This window comes from Streptomyces apocyni (genome assembly GCF_009739465.1).
GTDB lineage: Bacteria > Actinomycetota > Actinomycetes > Streptomycetales > Streptomycetaceae > Streptomyces > Streptomyces apocyni.
The window spans coordinates 532,386-554,502 of the sequence record NZ_WHOM01000065.1; the positions used below are offsets into that span (position 1 = coordinate 532,386).

Genomic DNA, 22,117 nt, shown 5'->3' on the forward strand with positions numbered 1-22,117 from the left:
GACGCTCAGCACTCGATGACGTTGACCGCGAGCCCGCCCCGCGCCGTCTCCTTGTACTTGACCTTCATGTCCGCGCCGGTCTCCTTCATGGTCTTGATGACCTTGTCGAGGGACACCTTGTGGCTGCCGTCGCCGCGCATCGCCATCCGCGCCGCCGTGACCGCCTTGACCGCCGCCATGCCGTTGCGCTCGATGCACGGGATCTGCACCAGGCCGCCGACCGGGTCGCAGGTCAGGCCCAGGTTGTGCTCCATGCCGATCTCCGCGGCGTTCTCCACCTGCTCCGGGGTGCCGCCGAGCACCTCGGCCAGCGCGCCCGCCGCCATCGAGCAGGCCGAGCCGACCTCGCCCTGGCAGCCGACCTCGGCGCCGGAGATCGAGGCGTTCTCCTTGAAGAGCATGCCGATCGCACTCGCCGCGAGCAGGAAGCGCACGATGCCGTCCTCGTCGGCGCCGGGCACGAAGTGCATGTAGTAGTGCAGGACGGCGGGCAGGACACCCGCGGCGCCGTTGGTTGGGGCGGTCACCACGCGGCCGCCCGCCGCGTTCTCCTCGTTGACCGCCATCGCGTAGATCGTCGTCCACTCGCTGCGGTGCAGCAGCGGGTCGCCCTCGGCGCGCAGCTGGCGGGCGGACGACGCGGCGCGGCGGCGTACCTTCAGGCCGCCCGGCAGGATGCCCTCGCGGGACATGCCGCGCGAGACGCAGGCCTGCATGACCCGCCAGATCTCCAGCAGGCCCTCGCGGATCTCGTCCTCGGTGCGCCAGGCCTTCTCGTTCTCCATCATCAGCGAGGAGATGGACAGGCCCGTCTCGTTGGCGAGGCGCAGCATCTCGTCGCCGCTGCGGAACGGGTACTTCAGGACGGTGTCGTCCAGCTTGATCCGGTCCTCGCCGACCGCGTCCTCGTCCACGACGAAGCCGCCACCCACGGAGTAGTACGTCTTCTCCAGCAGCGGGGCGCCCGAGGCGTCGTACGCGAAGAGCGTCATGCCGTTGGCGTGGTACGGGAGTGAGCGGCGGCGGTGCAGGATCAGCTGGTTCGGCTCGTCGAAGGCGATCTCGTGGGCGTCGCCTATCTCCGCGCCCATCAGCCGCAGCCTGCCGGTGGAGCGGATGCGCGCGACCTCGTCGTCGGCGCTCTCCACGTCCACAGTGCGCGGAGAGTGTCCCTCCAGGCCCAGAAGTACGGCCTTGGGGGTGCCGTGGCCGTGCCCCGTGGCGCCCAGCGACCCGAAGAGCTCGGCGCGCACCGAGTCGGTCTGGGCGAGCAGCCCGTCCTTCTTCAGGCGGCCCACGAACATCCGGGCGGCCCGCATCGGACCGACCGTGTGCGATGAGGATGGGCCGATGCCGATGGAGAAGAGGTCAAATACGGAAATAGCCACGGTGGCGGACTCCTATGTCTGCTCGTGGGGTGTGCGGGCAGGCCGTGAAGGGGTGGGGGGAGTGGGACAAAAGCGGGTCCGGCGGAGGGGGTGCGGATTATGTCCGCGTTGCCGGTGTTGCCGGGTACTCGGTGAATCGAGCGTAACGCGCTTTGGGAAACACCCGAGAAGCGCCAGGGGAGCAGGAGCGGAGCAGGAGGGGAGCAGGAGTGGAGCGGCGGTGGGCAGCCGCGCGTACGGCTGCGTACGGCTGCGTACGGCTGCGTACGGAGAAGGGCCCGGCCCAGGCACGCGGAGCGGGACCGCGGGCCGGGCCCTTCGTGACCGTACGGACTACAGCGTCGGGTACAGCGGGCGCTTCTCGGCCAGCGCCGAGACGCGGGCCTTCAGCGACTCGGTGTCGGCCGACTGCTTGAGCACCTCGGCGATGATGTCCGCGACCTCGCGGAAGTCATCGGCCTCGAAACCACGGGTGGCCAGCGCGGGCGTACCGATCCGCAGACCCGAGGTGACCATCGGGGGCCGCGGGTCGTTCGGGATCGCGTTGCGGTTGACCGTGATGCCGACCTCGTGGAGACGGTCCTCGGCCTGCTGGCCGTCCAGCTCGCTCTCGCGCAGGTCGACCAGGACCAGGTGGACGTCCGTACCGCCGGAGAGCACGCTCACGCCCACCGCCTTGGTGTCCTCCTGGACCAACCGCTCGGCGATGATCCGCGCGCCCTCCAGGGTGCGCTGCTGGCGCTCCTTGAAGTCGTCGGACGCGGCGATCTTGAAGGAGACCGCCTTGGCCGCGATGACGTGCTCCAGCGGGCCACCCTGCTGACCAGGGAAGACCGCGGAGTTGATCTTCTTGGCGAGCTCCTGCGTGGACAGGATCACACCGCCGCGCGGGCCGCCCAGCGTCTTGTGCGTGGTGGTGGTGACCACATGCGCGTGCGGTACGGGGGAGGGGTGCAGCCCCGCCGCGACCAGGCCCGCGAAGTGGGCCATGTCCACCATCAGATACGCGCCGACCTCGTCGGCGATCCGGCGGAAGGCGGCGAAGTCCAGCTGGCGCGGGTACGCCGACCAGCCCGCCACGATCAGCTTCGGCTTGGACTCCTTGGCGAGGCGCTCGACCTCGGCCATGTCGACCTCGCCGCTCTGCTCGTCGACGTGGTACGCGACCACGTTGTAGAGCTTGCCGGAGAAGTTGATCTTCATGCCGTGGGTCAGGTGCCCGCCGTGCGCCAGGTTCAGACCCATGATCGTGTCGCCCGGCTTCAGCAGCGCGAACATCGCGGCCGCGTTGGCCTGGGCGCCCGAGTGCGGCTGGACGTTGGCGTGCTCGGCGCCGAACAGCGCCTTGATCCGGTCGATTGCGATCTGCTCGACCACGTCGACGTGCTCACAGCCGCCGTAGTAGCGGCGACCGGGGTAGCCCTCGGCGTACTTGTTGGTCAGGACCGAGCCCTGGGCCTCCATGACCGCGACCGGAGCGAAGTTCTCCGAGGCGATCATCTCGAGGGTGGACTGCTGGCGGTCCAGCTCGGCGTCGACCGCGGCGGCGATGTCCGGGTCGAGCTCGTGCAGGGAGGAATTGAGAAGCGACATCGGCATACGTCCTTGGATTCTCAGGAGATTCAGGAGCCGGAGAACTCGGTGTACTCGTCCGCGGAGAGCAGGTCCTTCGGCTCCTCCGTGATGCGCACCTTGAACAGCCAACCACCCTCGAACGGGGCGGAGTTGACCAGTGAGGGGTCGTCCACGGCGTCCTGGTTGGCCTCGACGATCTCGCCGGTGACCGGCGAGTAGAGGTCGCTGACCGACTTGGTGGACTCCAGCTCACCGCAGGTCTCGCCCGCGGTGACGGTGTCCCCGACCTCGGGGAGCTGAACGAAGACGACGTCACCGAGCGCGTTGGCCGCGTGCTCCGTGATGCCGACCGTCGATACGCCGTCCTCGGCGACCGACAGCCACTCGTGCTCCTTGCTGTAACGCAGCTGCTGGGGGTTGCTCATGGCCTGAATTCTCCTGTACGCGGGGGAGTGGTGGTGAACGAGGTACTCAAGAGGCAGTCGAGGTGAGGGCGCTGCCCGAAAGGGGTGCCCGCGGCGAACGCGGGGTGCCCTACTTCTGGAGCGTGTAGCGCGCTACTTCTGGCGCTTGTAGAACGGCAGGGCGACGACCTCGTACGGCTCCGCCTTGCCCCGGATGTCCACGCCTACCCCGGCCGTGCCCGGCGCGGCGTGCGCGGCGTCCACGTACGCCATCGCGATCGGCTTGCCCAGCGTCGGGGACGGCGCTCCGGACGTGACCTCGCCGATCACCGTGCCGTCGGCGTCGACGACCGGGTATCCGGCGCGCGGCACGCGGCGGCCCTCGGCGATCAGGCCGACCAGCTTGCGCGGCGGGGCGGTCTCGGCCTTCGCGGCGGCCGCGGCCAGCGCGTCATGGCCGACGAAGTCATCGCCGTGTGAGGTCTTCTCGAACTTCACGACCCGGCCGAGACCGGCGTCGAAGGGCGTCAGGGCGGTCGTCAGCTCATGCCCGTACAGCGGCATGCCCGCCTCCAGGCGCAGTGTGTCCCGGCAGGACAGGCCGCAGGGGATCAGGCCGACGGGCGCGCCCGCCTCGGTCAGCGCCTGCCACAGCTTCTCGGCGTCGCCGGGCGCCACGAACAGCTCGAAGCCGTCCTCGCCCGTGTAGCCGGTACGGGCGATCAGCGCCGGGACCCCGGCCACCGTGCCCGGCAGGCCCGCGTAGTACTTCAGGCCGTCCAGGTCGGCGGCGGTGACCGACTTCAGGATGCCGGGGGACTCCGGGCCCTGCACGGCGATCAGGGCGTACGCGTCCCGGTCGTCCCGTACGACGGCGTCGAAGCCGTCGGCGCGGGCGGTCAGCGCGTCCAGGACGACCTGGGCGTTGCCCGCGTTGGCGACGACCATGTACTCGGTGTCGGCGAGGCGGTAGACGATCAGGTCGTCCAGGATCCCGCCATCCTCCTGGCAGATCATGGTGTAGCGGGCGCGGCCTGCGGAGACCGAGCCGATGTTGCCGACCAGGGCGTAGTTCAGCAGGTCGACGGCCTGCGGGCCGGTGACGGTGATCTCGCCCATATGCGAGAGGTCGAAGAGACCGGCCTGGGTGCGGACGGCGTTGTGCTCGTCGCGCTCACTGGCGTACCGCAGCGGCATGTCCCAGCCCGCGAAGTCGGTCATGGTCGCGCCCAGTGACCGGTGCAGGGCATCGAGTGCGGTGAGACGGGGGGCGTTGCTCATCGTTAGGGCTCCCAGGGCATGACTGGCGAGGACGAAAATCCTCCCCATCTGTCATCAAAACCTGAGAGGTTCGCCCCGGCCACACGTACACGCGGACAGGGGCTTGCACCTTGGGTGGAGCCGGACCAGAAAAGGGCCGACCCGCTTTTCAGAGTTGCCTCATCCGCGCGGTACGGGGCCTGAGAGATTCAAGGGAGGGTCTTGCTCCTTCGGCGCCCCGACCAGTGTCGGCCAGGGACTCTCCCGCGCGGATTCAAGCGGCCTGTATGGAGTTGGACGCAGTTAGCTGGCACATCATTGCACGACTCCCGCCGTCCCGTCCCGGCCGGACCTGGGCGGAGTTAAGGTCGATGCGCAGACGGAGCGGTGGCGAGCAGGCAGGGTGCAGATGGACATTCCGGCGCAGGGCGCAGCGGGCGGGTACGGCCTTCCGTACGAGGGCTGGCCAGGCAACGAGCTCGAAGAGGTGCTCGCGGCGTCGGTCGACGCCGAGCCGTCACCCTCCGTGGCCGGACGGATCATCGAGGTGCTCGGCCGTAGCCAGCTCTGGGTGCCGCTGCCGAACGGCGGGGGCCCCGGCAGCCCGGACCTCGACCTGCCCATGGTGGAACTCGGTGGCGCCGCCTACGTGCCGGTCTTCAGCTCCGAGCAGCAGTTCAAGCGCGTGGCCGGGGAGCTGATGGCGTACACCGTGGCGCCCGCCGTCGAATTCGCTCGGGGCCTGCCCCCGCAGGTCGGGATCGCCGTGAACCCGGACGGCGCTGTCGGTGTCCCGGTGCCGCCCGCGGGCGTGGCGGAGCTGTGCCGGGCCGGGCGTACGCCGCTGGACGGCCCCGCCAGCGGCGGCCGGGTGCGGCTCTTCGAGCCGGACTGGCAGGTCGACCCCGTGGACTTCCTGTCCGTGGCCGCCGAGGAGTTCGAGGCCACAGGCGTGGTGCGCAGCGCGCGCCGGTGCCTGGCGAGCATCGAGGGCGGCGACCCGGTGATGTTCGTCGGCGTGGAGGTCTCGCAGTGGGACGGCCCCGCCCGTAACCTCCCCATGGACGCACTCGGCCGCGCACTGGGCCGGGTTCCGGTCGCCTGGCCGGTGAACCTGGTGCTGCTCGATGTGGCCCAGGACCGGGTCGGCGACTGGATGCTCGACACGGTGCGGCCGTTCTATGCCCGGCAGGGCTGAACCGGTGTCGGTGCGGCCGCATAAGGTGGGGTCATCACCCGGTTCACACCGGGACGGGGAGAAGCGGCAATGGTGTACGGGACTGTGGCAAAAGGGGGCCGGTCGACGGTGAGCGCGTCGGGCGCGGCTGCGGCCGGGCAGATCGAGCAGATGCTGCGCCAGGTGACACCCGGGCGCTACGACGCGTACGAGGCGCTGCTGCGGGCACTCGCCGACCCCGCGTCCGGGCGGGTCTGGATGCTGCTCTGGCACGGCCAGGCCGGATCACCGGACGCCCAGTACGGAAACATGGACGTGGACGGCGTCGGATACGCCCCCTGTGTCACCTCCGCGCAGGAGCTCGCCGCCTCCGGCTGGAACCGCGCGCACGAGGTGGTCAGCGGCCTCGACGCGGCCCGCGCCCTCTACCCCGACCACTACGGGATCTGGCTGAACCCGCACGCGCCGGGCGGTGGCGTCGGTATCCCCTGGCTCGATCTGCGCCGGATCGCCACCGGCCTGGACCGGCTGCCCGCGGGTCCGCTGCGGCTGTCCGAGCCGACCATCGACCTGCCGCAGTTCTACGCGCAGCTCAGCCAGCACGCCCACCGCACCCCCGCGGTCCGCTCGCTGCGCCGCGCCTGGGTACAGCCCGTACTCGGCCAGCCGTACCTGGCCATCGGACTCGACGTCTACGACACCACCGCGGCGTCGGTGGACGCGGTGCGCGCGATGATGCGGCAGGCCATCATGGCGGTCCCGGAGGGGCTGCCGGTGTCGACGGTCGCGATGTCGGACGCGTACGACCCGGTCGCGATGTGGCTGCGAGCGAGCGCCCGCCCGTTCTACGACCGTGAGGCGCACGCACCAGCGCCCGCTCCCGCGGGGTACGGCTACCCGCCTGCCGCGCCCAGTACTTACTGAACGGGACCCCACCACCGGTGGGGTCCTGTTTCGTTGGAGGTGGCTGCTGATGGGGCGTTGGGCGCGGGATGGGCGCCATGGGCGCGATGTCCCTTGCGTGGGTGGTTTGTTGGCCCTCTGGGTCTCAGATGGATATCACCGCTATGCGGAACGTTCACCATGGTGAGCGGTGACTGTATGGTGCGGCGAAGTTCACTGTCTCTCGGCTGTGCTGACCACTGGGGAAACCATGCGAATACTTAGAACAGGTGCCGCGCGTGCGGTCACGGCGGCCCTCGCGGTCGCGGTGGTCGCCACTGGATGCTCCAGCGAGCGTGGTGACGACGACAGCTCCAAGGGCAAGGGCAAGGGCGACGGCACCTTCGTCTTCGGAGCGGCTGGTGACCCGAGTTCGCTGGACCCGGCGCTGTCGTCCGACGGTGAGACGTTCCGCGTCACCCGCCAGGCGTTCGAGGCGCTCATCGAGCACAAGCCGGGCGGTACGGACCTGGTCGGCGGCCTCGCCGAGAAGTGGTCGTCCAACGAGGACGCCACCGAGTGGACCTTCAACCTCCGCAAGGGCGTGAAGTTCCACGACGGTGAGAAGCTCACCGCCGAAGTGGTCTGCAAGAACTACGACTTCTGGTTCAACAAGACCGGCTCCGACCAGAACAGCGACATCGCGTACTACTGGCGCGCGATCATGGGTGGCTTCGCCAAGAACGAGGACAAGGACACCCCGGAAGCCAACTACGCGGGCTGCACCGCCAAGGACGAGCTCACGCCCGTCATCAAGGTGAAGGAAGCCACCGCGAACCTGCCCGGCGGCTTCTCGCTCCAGGCGCTGGCCATCCACTCCCCGAAGTCGGTCGACGCCTACGCGAAGCAGGGCGCCACCGGCGAGGGCGAAGCGATCAAGCGTCCCGCGTACAGCCAGAAGGCTGGCGTCGTCGCGGGCACCGGGCCGTTCAAGATCTCGGAGTGGAACAAGGGCAACAAGGAAATCACCCTGGACCGCTTCGACGACTACTGGGGCGACAAGGCCGGTGTCGAGAAGCTGGTCTTCCGCACCATCGACACCGAGGAAGGCCGCCGCCAGGCGCTGCAGGCCGGTGACATCCACGGCTACGACCTGGTCGCGCCCGCCGACGTCGAGACGCTGTCCAAGGGCGGCTTCCAGACGCCCGTCCGTGACGTCTTCAACATCTTCTACATGGGCTTCACCCAGGACAACAAGGGTGCCGGGCCGCTGAAGAAGAAGGAGGTCCGGCAGGCGATCGCGCACGCGATCGACCGGAAGAACATCGTCGACACCCAGCTGCCCGAGGGTGGCGTGGTGGCCTCGCAGTTCATGCCGGACACCGTGGCCGGGTTCTCGGACAAGGTCACGACGTACGACTACGACGTGAACAAGGCCAAGAAGCTGCTCGCCGCCGCCGGTGAGAAGAGCCCGACGATCGAGTTCTGCTACCCGACCGAGGTCACCCGCCCGTACATGCCCGCCCCGGCTGACATGTACGAGCTGATGAAGACCGACCTGGAGAAGGCCGGTATCAAGGTCAAGCCGCGTGCCATGAAGTGGAACCCGGACTACGTCAAGGCCGTCACCACGGGTGAGTGCCCGATGTACCTGTTCGGCTGGACCGGTGACTTCAACGACGGCTACAACTTCATCGGCACCTGGTTCGACAGCTACGACAAGCAGTGGGGCTTCAAGAACGACAAGGTCTTCGACGCCCTGCAGAAGGCTTCCACCGAGCCGGACGCCACCAAGCGCACCGAGCTCTACAAGGCGGCCAACGAGGTCGTCATGGACTTCATCCCCGGCGTCCCGATCTCCTCGTCCCCGCCCGGCCTCGCGTTCGCCAAGAACGTGAACCCGCCCAAGGTCTCCCCGCTGACGCAGGAGAACTTTGGCGAGATCACCTTCAAGTAAGACGCACCACGCGTAGGACGCATCACGCGTAAGACGCACCAAGTAAGACACGTACCACCCGATCCAGTACGCGTCCGTCCGGCCCCGGCCACCCCGGCGGCCGGGCGGACGCGCTGCTTAGAGTGAGAAAGGGGCATGCGGGGTGCTGCGACTCGTCGTACGAAGACTGCTACAGCTGATACCCACCCTGCTGGGCCTGTCGGTCCTGCTGTTTGTCTGGCTGAACCGCCTACCTGGCGGGCCCGCGGCGGCCATGCTCGGTGAGCGGGCTTCGGAAGCGGACGTACGGCAGATCGAAGCGGCGCTGGGGCTCGATCAGCCCTGGTACGTCCAGTACGGCCGCTTCTTGAAGCGGCTGGTCCAGCTTGACCTGGGCACCTCGTCCCAGACCGGCCAGCCTGTGTGGGACGAGTTCGCCCTGCGCTTCCCGGCGACCGTGGAACTCGGCCTGGCCGCCATCCTGCTCGCCGTACTGGTGGGTGTGCCGCTCGGCTACTTCGCCGCCCGGCGACGCGGCGGCTGGCTTGACGTGGCCGCGGTGTCCGGATCGCTGCTCGGCATCTGCATTCCCGTCTTCTTCCTGGCCTTCCTGCTCCGGGCCGTGTTCGCCGTCGAACTGGGCTGGTTCCCCAGCTTCGGGCGCCTGTCCACGGGCATGGACGCGACCGAGGTGACCGGCTTCTACGTCCTGGACGGCGTCCTCACCGGCGAGTTCGACGCGGCCTGGGACGCGCTCAGCCACCTGATGCTGCCCGCCGTGGCGTTGTCCTCGATCCCGCTCGCCGTGATCGTCCGGATGACCCGCGCCAGCGTCCTGGAAGTCCTCGGCGAGGACTATGTCCGTACCGCCGAGTCCAAGGGCCTGCACCAGCGCGTCGTACGCGGCCGCCATGTGCTGCGGAACGCGCTGCTGCCCGTCGTCACCGCGGTCGGCCTGCTCACCGGCAGCCTGCTGTCGGGTGCGGTGCTCACCGAGTCGGTGTTCGCCTTCGGCGGTATCGGCTCGTTCCTCAAGACCGGCATCGACGGCCGCGACTACCCCGTGCTGGTCGGCTTCATCCTGTTCATCGCGCTGGTCTTCGTCGTCATCAACCTGCTCGTCGACCTGGCGTACAGCCTCATTGATCCGAGAGTGCGGGTGCGTTGATGAGCACCAAGACCGACAAGATCGACCGGCTCGCGGAACTCACCGCCCAGAGCGAGACCAGTACGGGCAGCAGCCTCTGGGTCGAGGCGATGCGGCGGCTGCGGGCCAGCAAGATGGCCGTCATCGGCGGCTGCATCATCGGTATGTTCGTGATCCTCGCCGTCCTCGGGCCCTGGGTCGCCCCGTACGACCCCACCGCCCAGCTGTGGCGCGGTGAAGTCCGTACCAACCAGGGCATATTCATCGGCATGCGGGGCGAGAACTGGTTCGGCCTGGACCACCTGGCCCGTGACCAGTTCTCCCGCATTCTGGTCGGCGCCCGGCAGACGCTGCTCGTGGGCATCGTCTCCACGCTGCTGGGTCTGGCCATCGGCGCTCTGATCGGCACCGTGTCCGGCGCGGCCGCGACGCTCGGCGGCAAGGTCGGCGGCCGGATCGACTCCGTCATCATGCGCTTCATCGACATGATGCTGGCGCTGCCCTCGCTGCTGCTCGCGGTCAGCATCGCGGCGATGCTCGGGCAGAGCATCACCACGGTCATGATCGCCGTGGGTGTCGTGCAGATCCCCATCTTCGCCCGCCTGTTGCGCGGTTCGATGCTCGCTCAGGGCGGCTCCGACTACGTGCTCGCCACCCGAGCGCTCGGGGTGCGCAGACGGCGTATCGTCCTCGCGCACATCGTGCCCAACTCGCTGAGCCCGGTGATCGTCCAGACGACGCTGAGCCTGGCCACCGCCATCATCGAGGCCGCGGCACTGTCGTACCTGGGCCTCGGTAACCCGGACGCGGCCGTTCCGGAGTGGGGCGTGATGCTCGCCCAGTCACAGAAGTACTTCGACCAGGCACCGATGCTCGCGGTCTACCCGGCGCTGGGCATCATCATCACGGCCCTGGGCTTCACCCTGCTCGGCGAGGCCATGCGTGAGGCGCTCGACCCGAAACTGCGGAGCTGATGACATGGCGTTGCTTTCTGTGGACGAACTGTCCATCACGTTCACCGGACGAGGCCGTCGGGACATCAAGGCCGTGTCCGGGGTGTCCTTCGATGTCGACCAGGGCCAGGTCGTGGGCCTGGTCGGCGAGTCGGGGTGCGGTAAGAGCGTCACCTCGCTCGCCCTGATGGGCCTGCTGCCCGACCGTGGCGTACGGCTCGGGGGCCGGGCCGAGTTCGACGGCGGCGACCTGCTCACCATGAGCCAGAGCCGCCTGCGTGATCTGCGGGGCTCGCAGATCGCGATGATCTTCCAGGACCCGCTCTCCTCGCTGAACCCGGTCGTCCCGATCGGCGTCCAGGTGACCGAGATCCTCTCCCGGCACCGGGGCCTGAAGGGCGCCGCAGCCCGTAAGGAGGCCGCGCACCTGCTGGACCGCGTCGGCATCCCGGACCCGACCCGGCGGCTGAAGGAGTATCCGCACCAGCTCTCCGGCGGAATGCGGCAGCGTGCGCTGATCGCCATGGCCGTGGCGTGCGCGCCCCGCCTGCTGATCGCCGACGAGCCGACCACCGCGCTCGACGTGACGATCCAGGCGCAGATCCTGGAACTCCTCAAGGAACTCGTCGACGAGGAGGGCACCGCACTGCTGATGATCACCCACGACCTCGGGGTGGTCGCCGGACTGTGCGACGAGGTCAACGTCCTGTACGCGGGCAAGGTGGTGGAGTCGGCCGGGCGGCGCGCGCTGTTCGAGGCGCCGACCCACCCGTACGCGCACGGGCTGCTCGGCTCCATCCCGCGCCTGGACGCGCCGCGTGGTGAGCCGCTCAAGCCGATCCGGGGCTCCATCAACGACCGGATCGACTGGGCCGACGGCTGTGCCTTCGCGCCCCGCTGTGACTCCTACACCCTGGAATGCCTCAGCGGAGCCGTCGAGTTGACCGAACCACGGGAGCCCGCGCATCACGTACGGTGCGTCAATCCGGTGCTGCCCGCGGCCGATGTGGTCGGCGCGGATGTGGCCGACGCCGATGTGGCCGACGCCGCCGATGCGGCTGGTGCCGACGTGGCCGACGCCGCCGATGTGGCCAGCGAGTCCCCCGTAGCTGCTGCCAAGAAGACGGAGGCCCCGTCATGAGCCTGCTCGAACTGAGCGACGTACAGGTCCACTTCCCGATCAAGAAGGGCGTCTTCTTCGACCGAACGGTGGGCCATGTCTACGCGGTCGACGGCGTCTCGCTCTCGGTCGAGGCCGGACAGACGTACGGCCTGGTCGGCGAGTCCGGCTGCGGCAAGACGACCCTGGGCCGGGCCATCCTGCGGCTGGTCGACATCACCAACGGTGAGGTCGTCTTCGACGGGACCGACCTGGCCAAGCTGCCACCCGAAGAGATGCGCCGCCAACGCAGTCGGCTGCAAATGGTGTTCCAGGACCCGCTGGGCAGCCTGGACCCGCGGCAGAACATCGAGTCGACGCTCGCCGAGGGCATGGAGGCCCACGGCATTGGCGCCGACAAGGCGGAGCGGCGGGAGCGCATCCTGCGCATCCTGGACAAGGTCGGCCTCCCCGAGAACTCCCTGTCGCGCTATCCGCACGAGTTCTCCGGCGGACAGCGCCAGCGCATCGGCATCGCCCGCGCGCTGGCCCTGGAGCCCGATGTGATCATCTGCGACGAGCCGGTCTCCGCGCTCGACGTGTCCATCCAGGCGCAGGTGGTCAACCTCCTGGAGGAGCTTCAGGAGGAGCTGGGCCTGACCTATGTGGTCATCGCTCACGACCTCGCGGTGGTGCGGCACATCTCCGATGTCATCGGGGTGATGTACCTGGGCTCGCTGGTGGAGGAGGCGCCCAGCGACGCGCTGTACGCGGAGCCGAAGCACCCGTACACCCGGGCGCTGATGTCCGCCGTGCCGATCCCCGACCCCTCGGTCGAGGACGACCGCGAGCGGATTCTGCTCCAGGGCGACCTGCCGTCGCCGTCCAGTCCGCCGACGGGCTGCCGCTTCCACACGCGGTGCCCGTGGAAGCAGGACACCCTGTGTGACACCGAGCGCCCGGTGCTCACGGACCTCGGCGACGGGCACAAGGTGGCGTGCCACTACGCCGCCGAGATCGCGGCCGGGACCGTGGTCCGGGCCGGGGAGGCGGCCGACGAGGACGATGCGAAGGAAGGCAGGGAACCGGCCAGCGTGGTCGCGCCCTGAGCGTCCCGACCCAGCCGGGACCGGGGAGGCCTGGAGCACCCGGCACAATTGCCAGGTGCTCCAGGACCTCACCGACCTCACCGACGTCTTCTCGCCCTCCGTCCAGCACGGACTCGACCTCGCCGGGATCTTCGTCTTCGCGATCTCCGGCGCACTGCTCGCCGTACGCAAGAACTTCGACGTCTTCGGCATCGCGGTGCTGGCCGAGGTCACCGCGCTGGGCGGGGGGCTGTTCCGCGACGTGGTGATCGGGGCGGTGCCCCCTGCGGCGTTCACGGAGCTCGGCTACTTCGTGACCCCGCTCCTCGCGGCAGTCCTGGTGATCTTCCTGCACCCCGAGGTGGAGCGGATCAACGGTGCCGTGAGCGTCTTCGACGCGGCCGGGCTCGGCCTCTTCTGTGTCACCGGCACGGTCAAGGCATACGAGTACGGGCTCGGCCTGACCGCGTCCGCCCTGCTCGGCCTGGCCACGGCCGTGGGCGGCGGCGTGCTGCGCGACGTACTCGCCAACGACTCGCCGAGGCTGCTGCGCTGGGACCGTGATCTGTACGCGGTACCGGCCATCGTCGGGGCGGTGATCGTGGCCCTCTGCATCCGCTATGACGCGCTGAACTTTTTCACCAACGCGCTGGCCGCGGTGACCGCCTTCGTGCTCCGGCTGCTCGCGATCCACTACCACTGGAGGGCACCGCGCGCCTGGAACCGCAGGTCGGCGGGGGTGGAGGGGGAGGCGTAGCGGGTACGTGTGGTGAGGCGGCTCAGAGAAAAAGCTACCGCTTAGTAGTTTCCTGTTGTAGCGTTTATCGCATGACTCAGGGCATGACAGAGGTAGCCATCGGGGCCAGCGAGTTCGACCGCGACACCGCGGTGACCCTGCGCGAGCCCGGCGTCTACGACGCGGAGCTCTCGGCGGGCTGGACGATCATCACGGCCGTCAACGGCGGCTATCTCCTGGCCATGCTCGGCCGCGCGCTCAGCGAGGCACTGCCGCACCCGCACCCGTTCACGATCTCGGCGCACTATCTGACAGCGTCCCAGCCGGGTCCCGCCGTCATCCGTACCGAGCTGGTCCGCTCGGGCCGCAGCCTGTCCACCGGCCAGGCCTCGCTCTTCCAGTACGACGAGGAGGGCCGTGAGGTCGAGCGGATCAGGGCCGTGGCCTCGTACGGAGACCTGGACGCGCTCCCCGACGACGTGCGCACCAGCGCGACGCCGCCCGCGATCCCGCCGGTCGAGCAGTGCTTCGGCCCTGACGACAGCCCCGCCCCCATCCCCGGCTCCTCCGCGATCACCGACCGCCTGTGGCTGAAGCTGGACCCGGCGACGCTCGGCTGGGCGCTCGGGGCCCCGTCGGGCAGGGGTGAGATGCGCGGCTGGTTCGGCCTCGCGGACGGCCGCGACCACGATCCGCTCTCCCTCCTCCTCGCGGTCGACGCGCTCCCGCCCACCGCCTTCGAGATCGGCCTCAAGGGCTGGGTCCCGACGGTCGAGCTGACCGCGCACGTGCGCTGCCGCCCGGCCCCCGGCCCGCTGCGCATCGCGATCACCACCCGCAACCTGGCGGGCGGCTTCCTGGAGGAAGACGCCGAGGTCTGGGACAGCGCCGACCGCCTGGTAGCCCAGTCCCGCCAACTGGCACGGGCGCCGCGCGACTGACAGGCCTTCGGTCGCGTCCGCTACAGAGCGGTACGCAGGAAACGGCTGAGCTCCGCCGTGAGTTCCGCGGGCGCGTCCTCCTGTACGAGATGGCCCGCCCCCGCGATCAGCCGTAGCTCGGCGCCGGGGATCCCCTTGGCCAGCTCGTGCCCCTTGGCCACCGGAATCCAGCTGTCCTCGGTGCCCCAGCAGATCAGCACAGGCAGCTCCAACTCCCCGTACCGGCCCTGGATCTCATCGGTGAACCGCTGGTCGTTCTGCGCGATCTGCCGGTAGAAGGCGCGTTGCCCCTCCGCCGTGCACCACGGATCGACCAGCCGGTCGAGTACCGCCGGACGCAGCCCCTGGTGGCTCGCCGAACCGACGTACTCGCGCACCAGCGCCCGATGGAGCGCGGGCGGCAGCTGCTCGAAGACCTCCGCGTGCGCGCCGAGGTGGCGGTACGTCGGTGAGCCCCAGGGCGCCAGCGCCACCGGGTCGACCAGGGCGAGCCGGGAGTACCGGGCGCCGTGCAGCAGATGGGCGCGCAAGGCGACGCAGCCGCCGAAGTCATGGGCGGCCACGGCGGGCCGGTCAAGACCCCAGTGGTCCAGCAGTTCGGTGAAGACCCGCGCCTGCGCGCCCAGGGTCACGTCCTGGTCCGGGTGCTTCTCGGACGCGCCGTAACCGGGCAGGTCCCAGACGTAGACCCGGTGGTCGCGTGCCAGAGCCCGCGCCACGGCCCGCCAGACGTACGACGAGAACGGTGTCCCGTGCACGAGGACGACGGGCGGCAGCTCCGGTGAGCCGAGCGCGGCCCAACGGACTTCACCGGACGAGCTCGGGAACGTACGGTCGAGAACCCAGGCGTCTTCTACTGTCATGACCATAACCCTAATGACTCCTGTCGCGTCCTGTCAGTAGAATTGCGGCCACCATGGCCTACCTCGACCACGCCGCGACCACTCCGATGCTGCCGGAGGCGGTCGAGGCGATGACCGCCCAGCTCACCGCCGTCGGCAACGCCTCCTCCTTGCACGGCGCGGGGCGCCGGGCACGCCGCACGGTCGAGGAGGCCCGTGAAACCTTCGCCGAAGCACTGGGCGCCCGCCCCAGCGAGGTCGTCTACACCTCGGGCGGCACCGAGGCCGACAACCTCGCCGTGAAGGGCCTGTACTGGGCCCGCAGGGACGCGGACCCGCGCCGAACGCGCGTGCTGGCCAGCCCCGTCGAGCACCACGCCGTACTGGACGTCGTCCACTGGCTCGGCGAGCACGAGGGCGCCACCGTCGAGTACCTGCCCGTGGACACCGTGGGCCGGGTACACCCCGAGGCGCTGCGCGAGGCCATCGCCCGCGACCCCGGCAACGTCGCGCTCGCCACCGTGATGTGGGCCAACAACGAGATCGGCACCGTCCAGCCCGTCCGCGAACTGGCCGATGTCGCAGCGGAGTTCGGCGTCCCCCTGCACGCCGACGCGGTACAGGCCGTGGGCCAGCTCCCGGTGGACTTCGCCTCATCCGGCCTCGCCGCGATGACGGTCAGCGGCCACAAGATCGGCGGCCCCTACGGCATCGGGGCACTGCTGCTCGGCCGCGAGTACACCCCGGTGCCCGTGCTGCACGGCGGCGGCCAGGAGCGGCAGGTCCGCTCCGGCACCCTGGACACCCCCGCGATCGCCGCCTTCGCGGAGGCGGCGCGGATCACCACCGAACGCCAGGAGTGGTTCGCGCGCGAGATCGGCGGCCTGCGCGACGACCTGATCGCGGCGGTACGCGCGGCCGTCTCGGACGCGATCCTGGGCGGCGCCCCGCCCCAGGGTCCGCCCCAGGCCCCGGCCTCGGCCCCGGCATCAGGCTCTGCCTCCCTGCTCGGGCGGCTGCCCGCCAACGCCCACTTCACCTTCCCCGGCTGCGAGGGCGACTCCCTCCTCCTGCTCCTCGACGCGCAGGGCATCGAGTGCTCCACCGGCTCCGCGTGCACGGCGGGCATCGCCCAGCCGAGCCACGTCCTGCTCGCCACCGGCACGGACCCCGACCTGGCCCGCGGCACCCTGCGCTTCTCGCTCGGCCACACGTCGACCACGGCGGATGTCGAAGCGGTGGCACAGGCGATCGGCCCTGCGGTGGAACGGGCCCGGACGGCGGGCCTGTCCTGACGGGAGCGCGGTCTGCCCTGACGGAAGTACGGGTCTGTCCTGACGGCGTAGCGCCTATGCGCTCTCGCGGGAGTCCGCGGCCTCCCGCACGAGCCGCATATACCGATCCCAGTCCCAGTGCGGACCCGGATCGGTGTGATCCGTCCCGGGTATCTCCACATGTCCCACGATGTGCTCCCGGTCCACCGGTATCTCGTACCGCCGACAGATGTCGGCCGACAACTTCGCCGACGACCGGTACATCACATCCGTGAAAGACGAGGGCTTGTCCACAAACCCCTCGTGCTCGATCCCGACGCTGCGCTCGTTGTAATCACGATTCCCCGCGTGGAAGGCGACATCCAGCTCGCGGGCCATCTGCGCGATGTGCCCGTCCTTGGCGCGAATCACATAGTGAGTTGCCGCGGCGTGCAGCGGATCACGGAACACCCGCAGTGTCGTAGCGAAGCTGCCCTGTGTCACATGGATCACGATGCGGTCGATCCGGTAGTCCGACGGGCGGTTCGCATACCGCAGATTGCCGCGCGAGGCCGCGATCCAGCGCACTCCGGGGTGGTCCACCTCACCCTCGGTGCGCTGCTTGTCGACCCCCGGGAGCCGCCAGTACAGCCGCGACAACTCCTCGCCGTACACGGCGGCCGTCGTACCGGCCGCGACGGTGGCTCCGCCCCCTATGAGCAGCGCCCGCCTGCTGATCTTGGCCATGGACCAACACCTCCCCCTGCCGTCGCCTCTGTGCCCCGAGAAACGCTTGAGACCCACCCAAAGGTTCCGACTACCCTGGAAGGGTTATGACTGAGACCCCCCAGCGCCCCCTCCGCGTACTCGCCGCCATGTCCGGCGGCGTGGACTCCGCCGTCGCCGCCGCCCGGGCCGCCGAAGCGGGACACGACGTGACCGGAGTGCACCTGGCGCTCTCGGCCAACCCGCAGTCCTTCCGCACCGGCGCCCGAGGCTGCTGCACCCTCGAGGACTCCCGCGACGCCCGCCGCGCCGCCGACGTGATCGGCATCCCGTTCTACGTCTGGGACCTCGCCGAGCGTTTCCGCGAGGACGTGGTGGACGACTTCGTCGCCGAGTACGAGGCGGGCCGCACCCCGAACCCCTGCCTGCGCTGCAACGAGAAGATCAAGTTCGCCGCGCTCCTGGACAAGGCCCTAGCCCTCGGCTTCGACGCGGTCTGCACCGGCCACTACGCCCAGGTCATCCGTGGCGCGGACGGCGCCCGCGAACTCCACCGCGCCTCCGACATGGCCAAGGACCAGTCCTACGTCCTGGGCGTCCTCGACGAGCGCCAGCTAGCCCACGCGCTCTTCCCTCTCGGCGACACGACTACGACGAAGGACGAAATCCGCGCGGAAGCCGAGCGCCGTGGCCTCGCGGTAGCCAAGAAGCCCGACAGCCACGACATCTGCTTCATCGCGGACGGCGACACCCAGGGCTTCCTCGCCTCCCGCCTCGGCAAGGCCGAGGGCGACATCGTCGACGAGTCCGGCACCAAGCTCGGCACCCACGAGGGCGCGTACGGCTACACCATCGGCCAGCGCAAGGGCCTCCGCATCGGCACTCCCGCGCCCGACGGCAAGCCGCGCTACGTCCTGGACATCTCCCCCGTGAACAACACGGTCACGGTCGGCCCGGTCGACGCCCTCGACGTCACCGCCCTCACTGCCATCAAGCCCCGCTGGTGCGGCACCCCGCCGACCGGCTCTGGCTCGTACACGGCCCAGCTCCGCGCCCACGGCGACGAGACGCCGGTGACGGCCGAGCTGGCCGACGACGCCCTGGAGATCACCTTCACGGAGCCGGTACGGGGGGTGGCCCCCGGTCAGGCGGTGGTGCTGTACGACGGGACGCGGGTGGTCGGCTCGGCCACGATCGCGACGACGCGGCGCGCTTCGGCTGTGGCCTGACCGGACCTCAAGAGCCGGACCGGCACCCCGTCTGCCGAGTTATGGATTGGGTGGAAGTGGAGTGTTGGCGGACCAGAAGTCGGAGTGGACGTTGGGGCGGGGGAGGGGGTACTCGCCCTGGTAGCTGGGGGGAGTGGTGGGGTCGGCGACGTCGGACTTCTGGACGCAAGGGCTGTCTACTACGAAGTAGGCCTGGCCCTTACCGCCGATGATCAGGGAGATCCCGAAGCCGTCAGGGGATTGAGCGAAAATCGCCGGAGTCCGCTCGCTGCTGTTGACTGACTTAATGGTGTATCCGCTCTCCTTCCAGAAACGCTCAACGATTCCGAGGAACGCGCCGCGCCGTTCATCCGAAATGATCGTCATGACAGTGCGGTCGCGCGAGATGCTCTCGTGCCCCGCAGAGGTGATCCCGTGCGCCCACTGGACCCCCGGCTTGATGGTGTTGAGTGTGTTGTCAAGAATCACATCCGCTTGCTCTGCCGCCTCCTGCATGTTCATGTCGGGGCACCTCTTTCCGGACTGACTTGCCGATTCAATCGCCGTGCAACTCGTCAGTAGCGTCGCTGCTGATGCGGCTGCCAGCAGGGGCTTGAATTTCATCGCCGCTCTTCTGTCTTGATATTGGGTTCGCCTGCGACGATCCTGGCGATATTGTCTGCGGACACCCTGTCGGCTTTCGGGTCAAAGTAGTTGGTATGCGCGTCAACGCCCCCCGTGATGACATGCGGGCCGTTGTTCACTTCGAAGCGTGTGGCGCCGAATGCTTCGCTGGCCGGATCTCTACCGAACCAGAGGTTGTCATTTCCTGGGTCGGCAACCTGTCCGACTGCGACACCGATGGGTCCGGGGAACGCCAAGGCTGCTGCAGTATGTTCCTTAGAGGGGGCTTTGGTTACCAGGTCGTTGTCGGCTGCGCCAACGAAGACGTGGCCCTGGTCGACGTTCAGATCCTGTGCGGAGTTCGCGCCGGTTCCTGGGCTGCCAACCAGGATGATGTTGTCGGCGCCCGTGATGCCACCCGGTTGCTGGGCGGCCTGTCCGACGGTGAGGGAACCGTATGAGTGACCAATCGCGGTGACACGCGGATCAGGGGTCTCGTTGGTTGCGGAGATGCCAGCCATGAACTCGTTGTATGAGGATGCCCCGGCCTTGGCGTTACCCGTGAGTGCGATGTCCGTGTTGTTCGCGAGACTCTCAGCCGGGAGTTGTGGTGCGTCGTATCCGAGCCAGGCGATGGAGGCAGTGGACGGATCGTATCGCTGGGCCCCTCTGGCGGTGTCCAATGCCCGTTTCAAGCCGTCGTCTCCCGTGAACGCGGTGTCCAATTTCGAACCGAGACCTGGAACAAACGCCGAAACGTTCCTCGACGTGTCGGGGTTTCCGTAGGAGACGATCGCCCGGCCGTTGCCCTCGTCGCTGATTCCGAGCAGGTACATCGGGGGCGGCGGCTCCTTGCCCAGCTCCAGGCGGTCCCGGACGTTCTCCGCCAGCTGCCTGTCGATGTCCTTCAGGGCAGCCAGCATCGTCCTCGACTTGTCGTCGTCCTGACCCTCCAACTGTCCGATCAGCAACCGCAGGTTGTCGCGGTTGGCCCGGTCCCGTACCTCCGCCGGAATCCCGTCCAGGTTCCCGATCAGGTCCGGGTACACCGCCAGGTACTCTTCCCGGCGCTCCGGGGACAGGCTGTCCCACCACGCCTTGCGTTCGGCAGGGGACTTGTCCTGCGGGAAGTCGTCCTTCAGGTACTTGTACGCGATGTCGCGCACCGCGTCCGCGTCCCCGGCCGCGTCCGTCCAGGTGGCCGAGTTGACGGTGAGGCCCGGCTCCGCCCTGAGCTTGTTCAGGGCGCGGCTGAAGCGGCCGTCGATGTCGTTCGCTTCGCATAGCGCGTGGGCGATGCGGTCGGCGATGGCCTCGGCCTTGGCGTGGTTCGGGTTGAGGGCGGGGAGCAGGGGGGTGCCCCCGCCGGGGAGCAGCCGCCCGTCCGGGGACGGCGGCCGTGGGTCGAAGAGGGAGCCGCGTCCGGCCGCCGAGCCCCCGGGGTGCTTGGAGCCGTTGCCCTGCGTGAGGTCCTCGCCAGCGGGCGGGTAGCTCACCGAACCGTTCGTGTTCACCGTGAAGTTCAAGGACGCCGCGTCCTCCAGCGCCCCCTTCAGGCGCTTCTGCGGAGCCTGGAGCTCGTGTGCCAGGCCGTTCAGCATCGAGCGGATCAGGCCGCACTCGGTGTACAGGTACGCGAAGTTCCGGTTCAGCCGCCGCAGGCGCCGCACCACCACCTGGGCCGCCTCGCCCTCCTGCGTTTTCGCCAACCGGCCGGTCATCTCCGCGTCCACCCGGTCCCGCGCGGCATCGGCACGGTTGCTGACCTTGCCCCAGCCGTCGGCGGCGTCCGTCAGACGGGAACAGTCCAGGTCCCGCAGTTGTTGCCAACTCAGCACCGGGTCACCGCCGCAGCCCTCCGTCAGGAACCCGCACCGAGTCCACGTCCGACTTCACGCCCGCGTCGGTCCCGCGCTGCTCCTTCGCCGCCTGGCGCAGCTTCGGAGCCAGCGCCCCGCACTCGTCCCGTACGGACTCCAACCGCCTCTCCCAGGATGTGAGCACGGTCTTCAGGGCGGCCGCGCTCGCCAGCCCCGTTGTCCCGGCGGCGACGTCGCCGTGCGCCTGGCTCAGGTCGGTCCTGCCCGTGGCCATGCTGGAACGCAACTCCCGCGCGACGGTCGTCGCGTCCGTCCACGGCTTGTCGCTGTGCCGGAGTTGACCGGTACCGCGTGCGGACTTCTGCCCCGCCGCGTCGGCCTTCAGCCGTTCCCACTCGTCCCAGGCCACCGTCGGCACCCTCCCCGTTCCGCTGCTTCAGCAGGGGCAACGAGGAGGCGACGCCGCTGGACACGGGACGGGCGGCAGCGCCCTCCGCCTACGCCCTCCGCCTACCCCTTCACGCTGGTCACCGTCGGGTTCCCCGGTCACTGAAAAGTGCGTTCTTCCATGTCAGCGGCCACTCTCTTACGGTTCCTGAGTAACCACAAGAAACCAATGAGGAGGCAGGCGGCATGTCCATCACTCTGGTAAACCCCAGCGGACTACCGGAAGTCGACGCCTACCGGCAGGTGTCGGTCGCGTCCGGATCGAAGTTGGTCTTCATCGCCGGGCAGGTCGCCTGGGACGCCGACGGGGGCACCGTCGGCGCGGGCGACCTCGCCGCTCAGGTCGAGCAGTGCTACCTCAACATCGGCACCGCCCTGGCCGAGGTGGGTGGTTCCTTCGCCGACGTGGCAAAACTGACCGTCTACGTCGTCGACTGGACCCCCGACAAGATGCCCCAGCTCCTGGAGGGGATCACTCGGGCGGCCCCGAAGCTGGGAGGCACCCCGGTGCCGCCGGGCACGCTGCTGGGCGTCGCGGCACTGGACGTACCCGAGCATCTGGTCGAAGTCGAAGCCACAGCGGTCCTCGACTGAGACGGACAGGGTGCCGA

Annotated in this window: 21 protein-coding genes and 1 riboswitch; of the genes, 12 read left to right on the forward strand and 9 right to left on the reverse strand. The window is 69.2% G+C overall.

The window, feature by feature from the left end; genetic code table 11:
- Positions 1-5 precede the first annotated feature (5 nt).
- From GCN81_RS21360 to gcvT, 4 genes are all read right to left on the reverse strand, one after another.
- On the reverse strand, positions 6-1,388 hold the full coding sequence (locus GCN81_RS21360) for an L-serine ammonia-lyase (RefSeq protein WP_156726213.1): 1,383 nt from the start codon (positions 1,386-1,388) through the stop codon (positions 6-8).
- Between the two features lie 333 nt (positions 1,389-1,721).
- On the reverse strand, positions 1,722-2,981 hold the full coding sequence (gene glyA / locus GCN81_RS21365) for a serine hydroxymethyltransferase (protein WP_156726214.1): 1,260 nt from the start codon (positions 2,979-2,981) through the stop codon (positions 1,722-1,724).
- Between the two features lie 29 nt (positions 2,982-3,010).
- Complete coding sequence (gcvH, locus tag GCN81_RS21370) at positions 3,011-3,388, reverse strand: glycine cleavage system protein GcvH (RefSeq protein WP_156726215.1); 378 nt, start codon at positions 3,386-3,388, stop codon at positions 3,011-3,013.
- Positions 3,389-3,520: 132 nt separating this feature from the next.
- A complete protein-coding gene (gene gcvT, locus GCN81_RS21375) occupies positions 3,521-4,648 on the reverse strand; it encodes a glycine cleavage system aminomethyltransferase GcvT (RefSeq protein WP_156726216.1) in 1,128 nt (375 codons plus the stop codon).
- Between the two features lie 158 nt (positions 4,649-4,806).
- Positions 4,807-4,904, reverse strand: a riboswitch (glycine riboswitch).
- Between the two features lie 132 nt (positions 4,905-5,036).
- Here gcvT and GCN81_RS21380 point away from each other — a divergent pair.
- From GCN81_RS21380 to GCN81_RS21420, 9 genes are all read left to right on the forward strand, one after another.
- Positions 5,037-5,825 (forward strand): enhanced serine sensitivity protein SseB, encoded by a 789-nt coding sequence (locus tag GCN81_RS21380; RefSeq protein WP_156726217.1) that lies wholly within the window; start codon positions 5,037-5,039, stop codon positions 5,823-5,825.
- A gap of 108 nt (positions 5,826-5,933) precedes the next feature.
- Entirely contained in the window at positions 5,934-6,728 is a 795-nt protein-coding gene (locus GCN81_RS21385) for an enhanced serine sensitivity protein SseB C-terminal domain-containing protein (protein WP_156726218.1), read from the forward strand.
- Positions 6,729-6,957: 229 nt separating this feature from the next.
- On the forward strand, positions 6,958-8,643 hold the full coding sequence (locus GCN81_RS21390; RefSeq protein ID WP_156726219.1) for an ABC transporter substrate-binding protein: 1,686 nt from the start codon (positions 6,958-6,960) through the stop codon (positions 8,641-8,643).
- A 142-nt stretch (positions 8,644-8,785) separates the two neighbouring features.
- Positions 8,786-9,790 (forward strand): ABC transporter permease, encoded by a 1,005-nt coding sequence (locus GCN81_RS21395; RefSeq protein WP_156726220.1) that lies wholly within the window; start codon positions 8,786-8,788, stop codon positions 9,788-9,790.
- Positions 9,790-10,743 (forward strand): ABC transporter permease, encoded by a 954-nt coding sequence (locus tag GCN81_RS21400; protein ID WP_156726221.1) that lies wholly within the window; start codon positions 9,790-9,792, stop codon positions 10,741-10,743. The genes GCN81_RS21395 and GCN81_RS21400 overlap by 1 nt, the downstream gene beginning before the upstream one ends.
- A 4-nt stretch (positions 10,744-10,747) precedes the next feature.
- Entirely contained in the window at positions 10,748-11,863 is a 1,116-nt protein-coding gene (locus GCN81_RS21405; protein ID WP_156726222.1) for an ABC transporter ATP-binding protein, read from the forward strand.
- Positions 11,860-12,930, forward strand: a complete 1,071-nt coding sequence (locus GCN81_RS21410; protein ID WP_156726223.1) for an ABC transporter ATP-binding protein — start codon at positions 11,860-11,862, stop codon at positions 12,928-12,930. Before GCN81_RS21405 ends, GCN81_RS21410 begins: the two co-directional genes overlap by 4 nt.
- A gap of 55 nt (positions 12,931-12,985) precedes the next feature.
- Positions 12,986-13,666: a trimeric intracellular cation channel family protein gene (locus GCN81_RS21415; RefSeq protein WP_231626883.1), complete on the forward strand. Its 681-nt coding sequence runs from the start codon at positions 12,986-12,988 to the stop codon at positions 13,664-13,666.
- Between the two features lie 71 nt (positions 13,667-13,737).
- Entirely contained in the window at positions 13,738-14,586 is an 849-nt protein-coding gene (locus GCN81_RS21420) for a thioesterase family protein (protein ID WP_156726225.1), read from the forward strand.
- Positions 14,587-14,606: 20 nt separating this feature from the next.
- On the opposite strand, the gene GCN81_RS21425 is transcribed toward GCN81_RS21420, so the two are convergent.
- A complete protein-coding gene (locus GCN81_RS21425; RefSeq protein WP_156726226.1) occupies positions 14,607-15,449 on the reverse strand; it encodes an alpha/beta fold hydrolase in 843 nt (280 codons plus the stop codon).
- A 53-nt stretch (positions 15,450-15,502) separates the two neighbouring features.
- Between GCN81_RS21425 and GCN81_RS21430 the strand changes: the two genes are divergently transcribed.
- Positions 15,503-16,723, forward strand: coding sequence for a cysteine desulfurase family protein (locus tag GCN81_RS21430; RefSeq protein WP_156726227.1), 1,221 nt, complete (start codon positions 15,503-15,505; stop codon positions 16,721-16,723).
- Positions 16,724-16,777: 54 nt separating this feature from the next.
- Here the strand turns inward: GCN81_RS21430 and GCN81_RS21435 are convergent, their stop codons facing one another.
- Complete coding sequence (locus GCN81_RS21435) at positions 16,778-17,428, reverse strand: N-acetylmuramoyl-L-alanine amidase (RefSeq protein WP_156726228.1); 651 nt, start codon at positions 17,426-17,428, stop codon at positions 16,778-16,780.
- 86 nt (positions 17,429-17,514) lie between these two features.
- Between GCN81_RS21435 and mnmA the strand changes: the two genes are divergently transcribed.
- A complete protein-coding gene (gene mnmA, locus GCN81_RS21440) occupies positions 17,515-18,636 on the forward strand; it encodes a tRNA 2-thiouridine(34) synthase MnmA (RefSeq protein ID WP_156726229.1) in 1,122 nt (373 codons plus the stop codon).
- Between the two features lie 39 nt (positions 18,637-18,675).
- Here mnmA and GCN81_RS21445 read toward each other — a convergent pair whose 3' ends face one another.
- The 3 genes from GCN81_RS21445 to GCN81_RS21455 form a co-directional block, all read right to left on the reverse strand.
- Positions 18,676-19,137 carry a hypothetical protein gene (locus GCN81_RS21445; protein WP_156726230.1) on the reverse strand — a complete coding sequence of 154 codons (462 nt, stop codon included), beginning with the start codon at positions 19,135-19,137 and terminating at the stop codon, positions 18,676-18,678.
- Between the two features lie 98 nt (positions 19,138-19,235).
- Positions 19,236-21,077, reverse strand: coding sequence for an alpha/beta hydrolase (locus GCN81_RS21450; RefSeq protein ID WP_231626884.1), 1,842 nt, complete (start codon positions 21,075-21,077; stop codon positions 19,236-19,238).
- Between the two features lie 4 nt (positions 21,078-21,081).
- Positions 21,082-21,468, reverse strand: coding sequence for an amino acid ABC transporter permease (locus GCN81_RS21455; RefSeq protein ID WP_156726232.1), 387 nt, complete (start codon positions 21,466-21,468; stop codon positions 21,082-21,084).
- Positions 21,469-21,692: 224 nt separating this feature from the next.
- Between GCN81_RS21455 and GCN81_RS21460 the strand changes: the two genes are divergently transcribed.
- Positions 21,693-22,100, forward strand: a complete 408-nt coding sequence (locus tag GCN81_RS21460) for a RidA family protein (RefSeq protein WP_156726233.1) — start codon at positions 21,693-21,695, stop codon at positions 22,098-22,100.
- Positions 22,101-22,117: the final 17 nt, after the last annotated feature.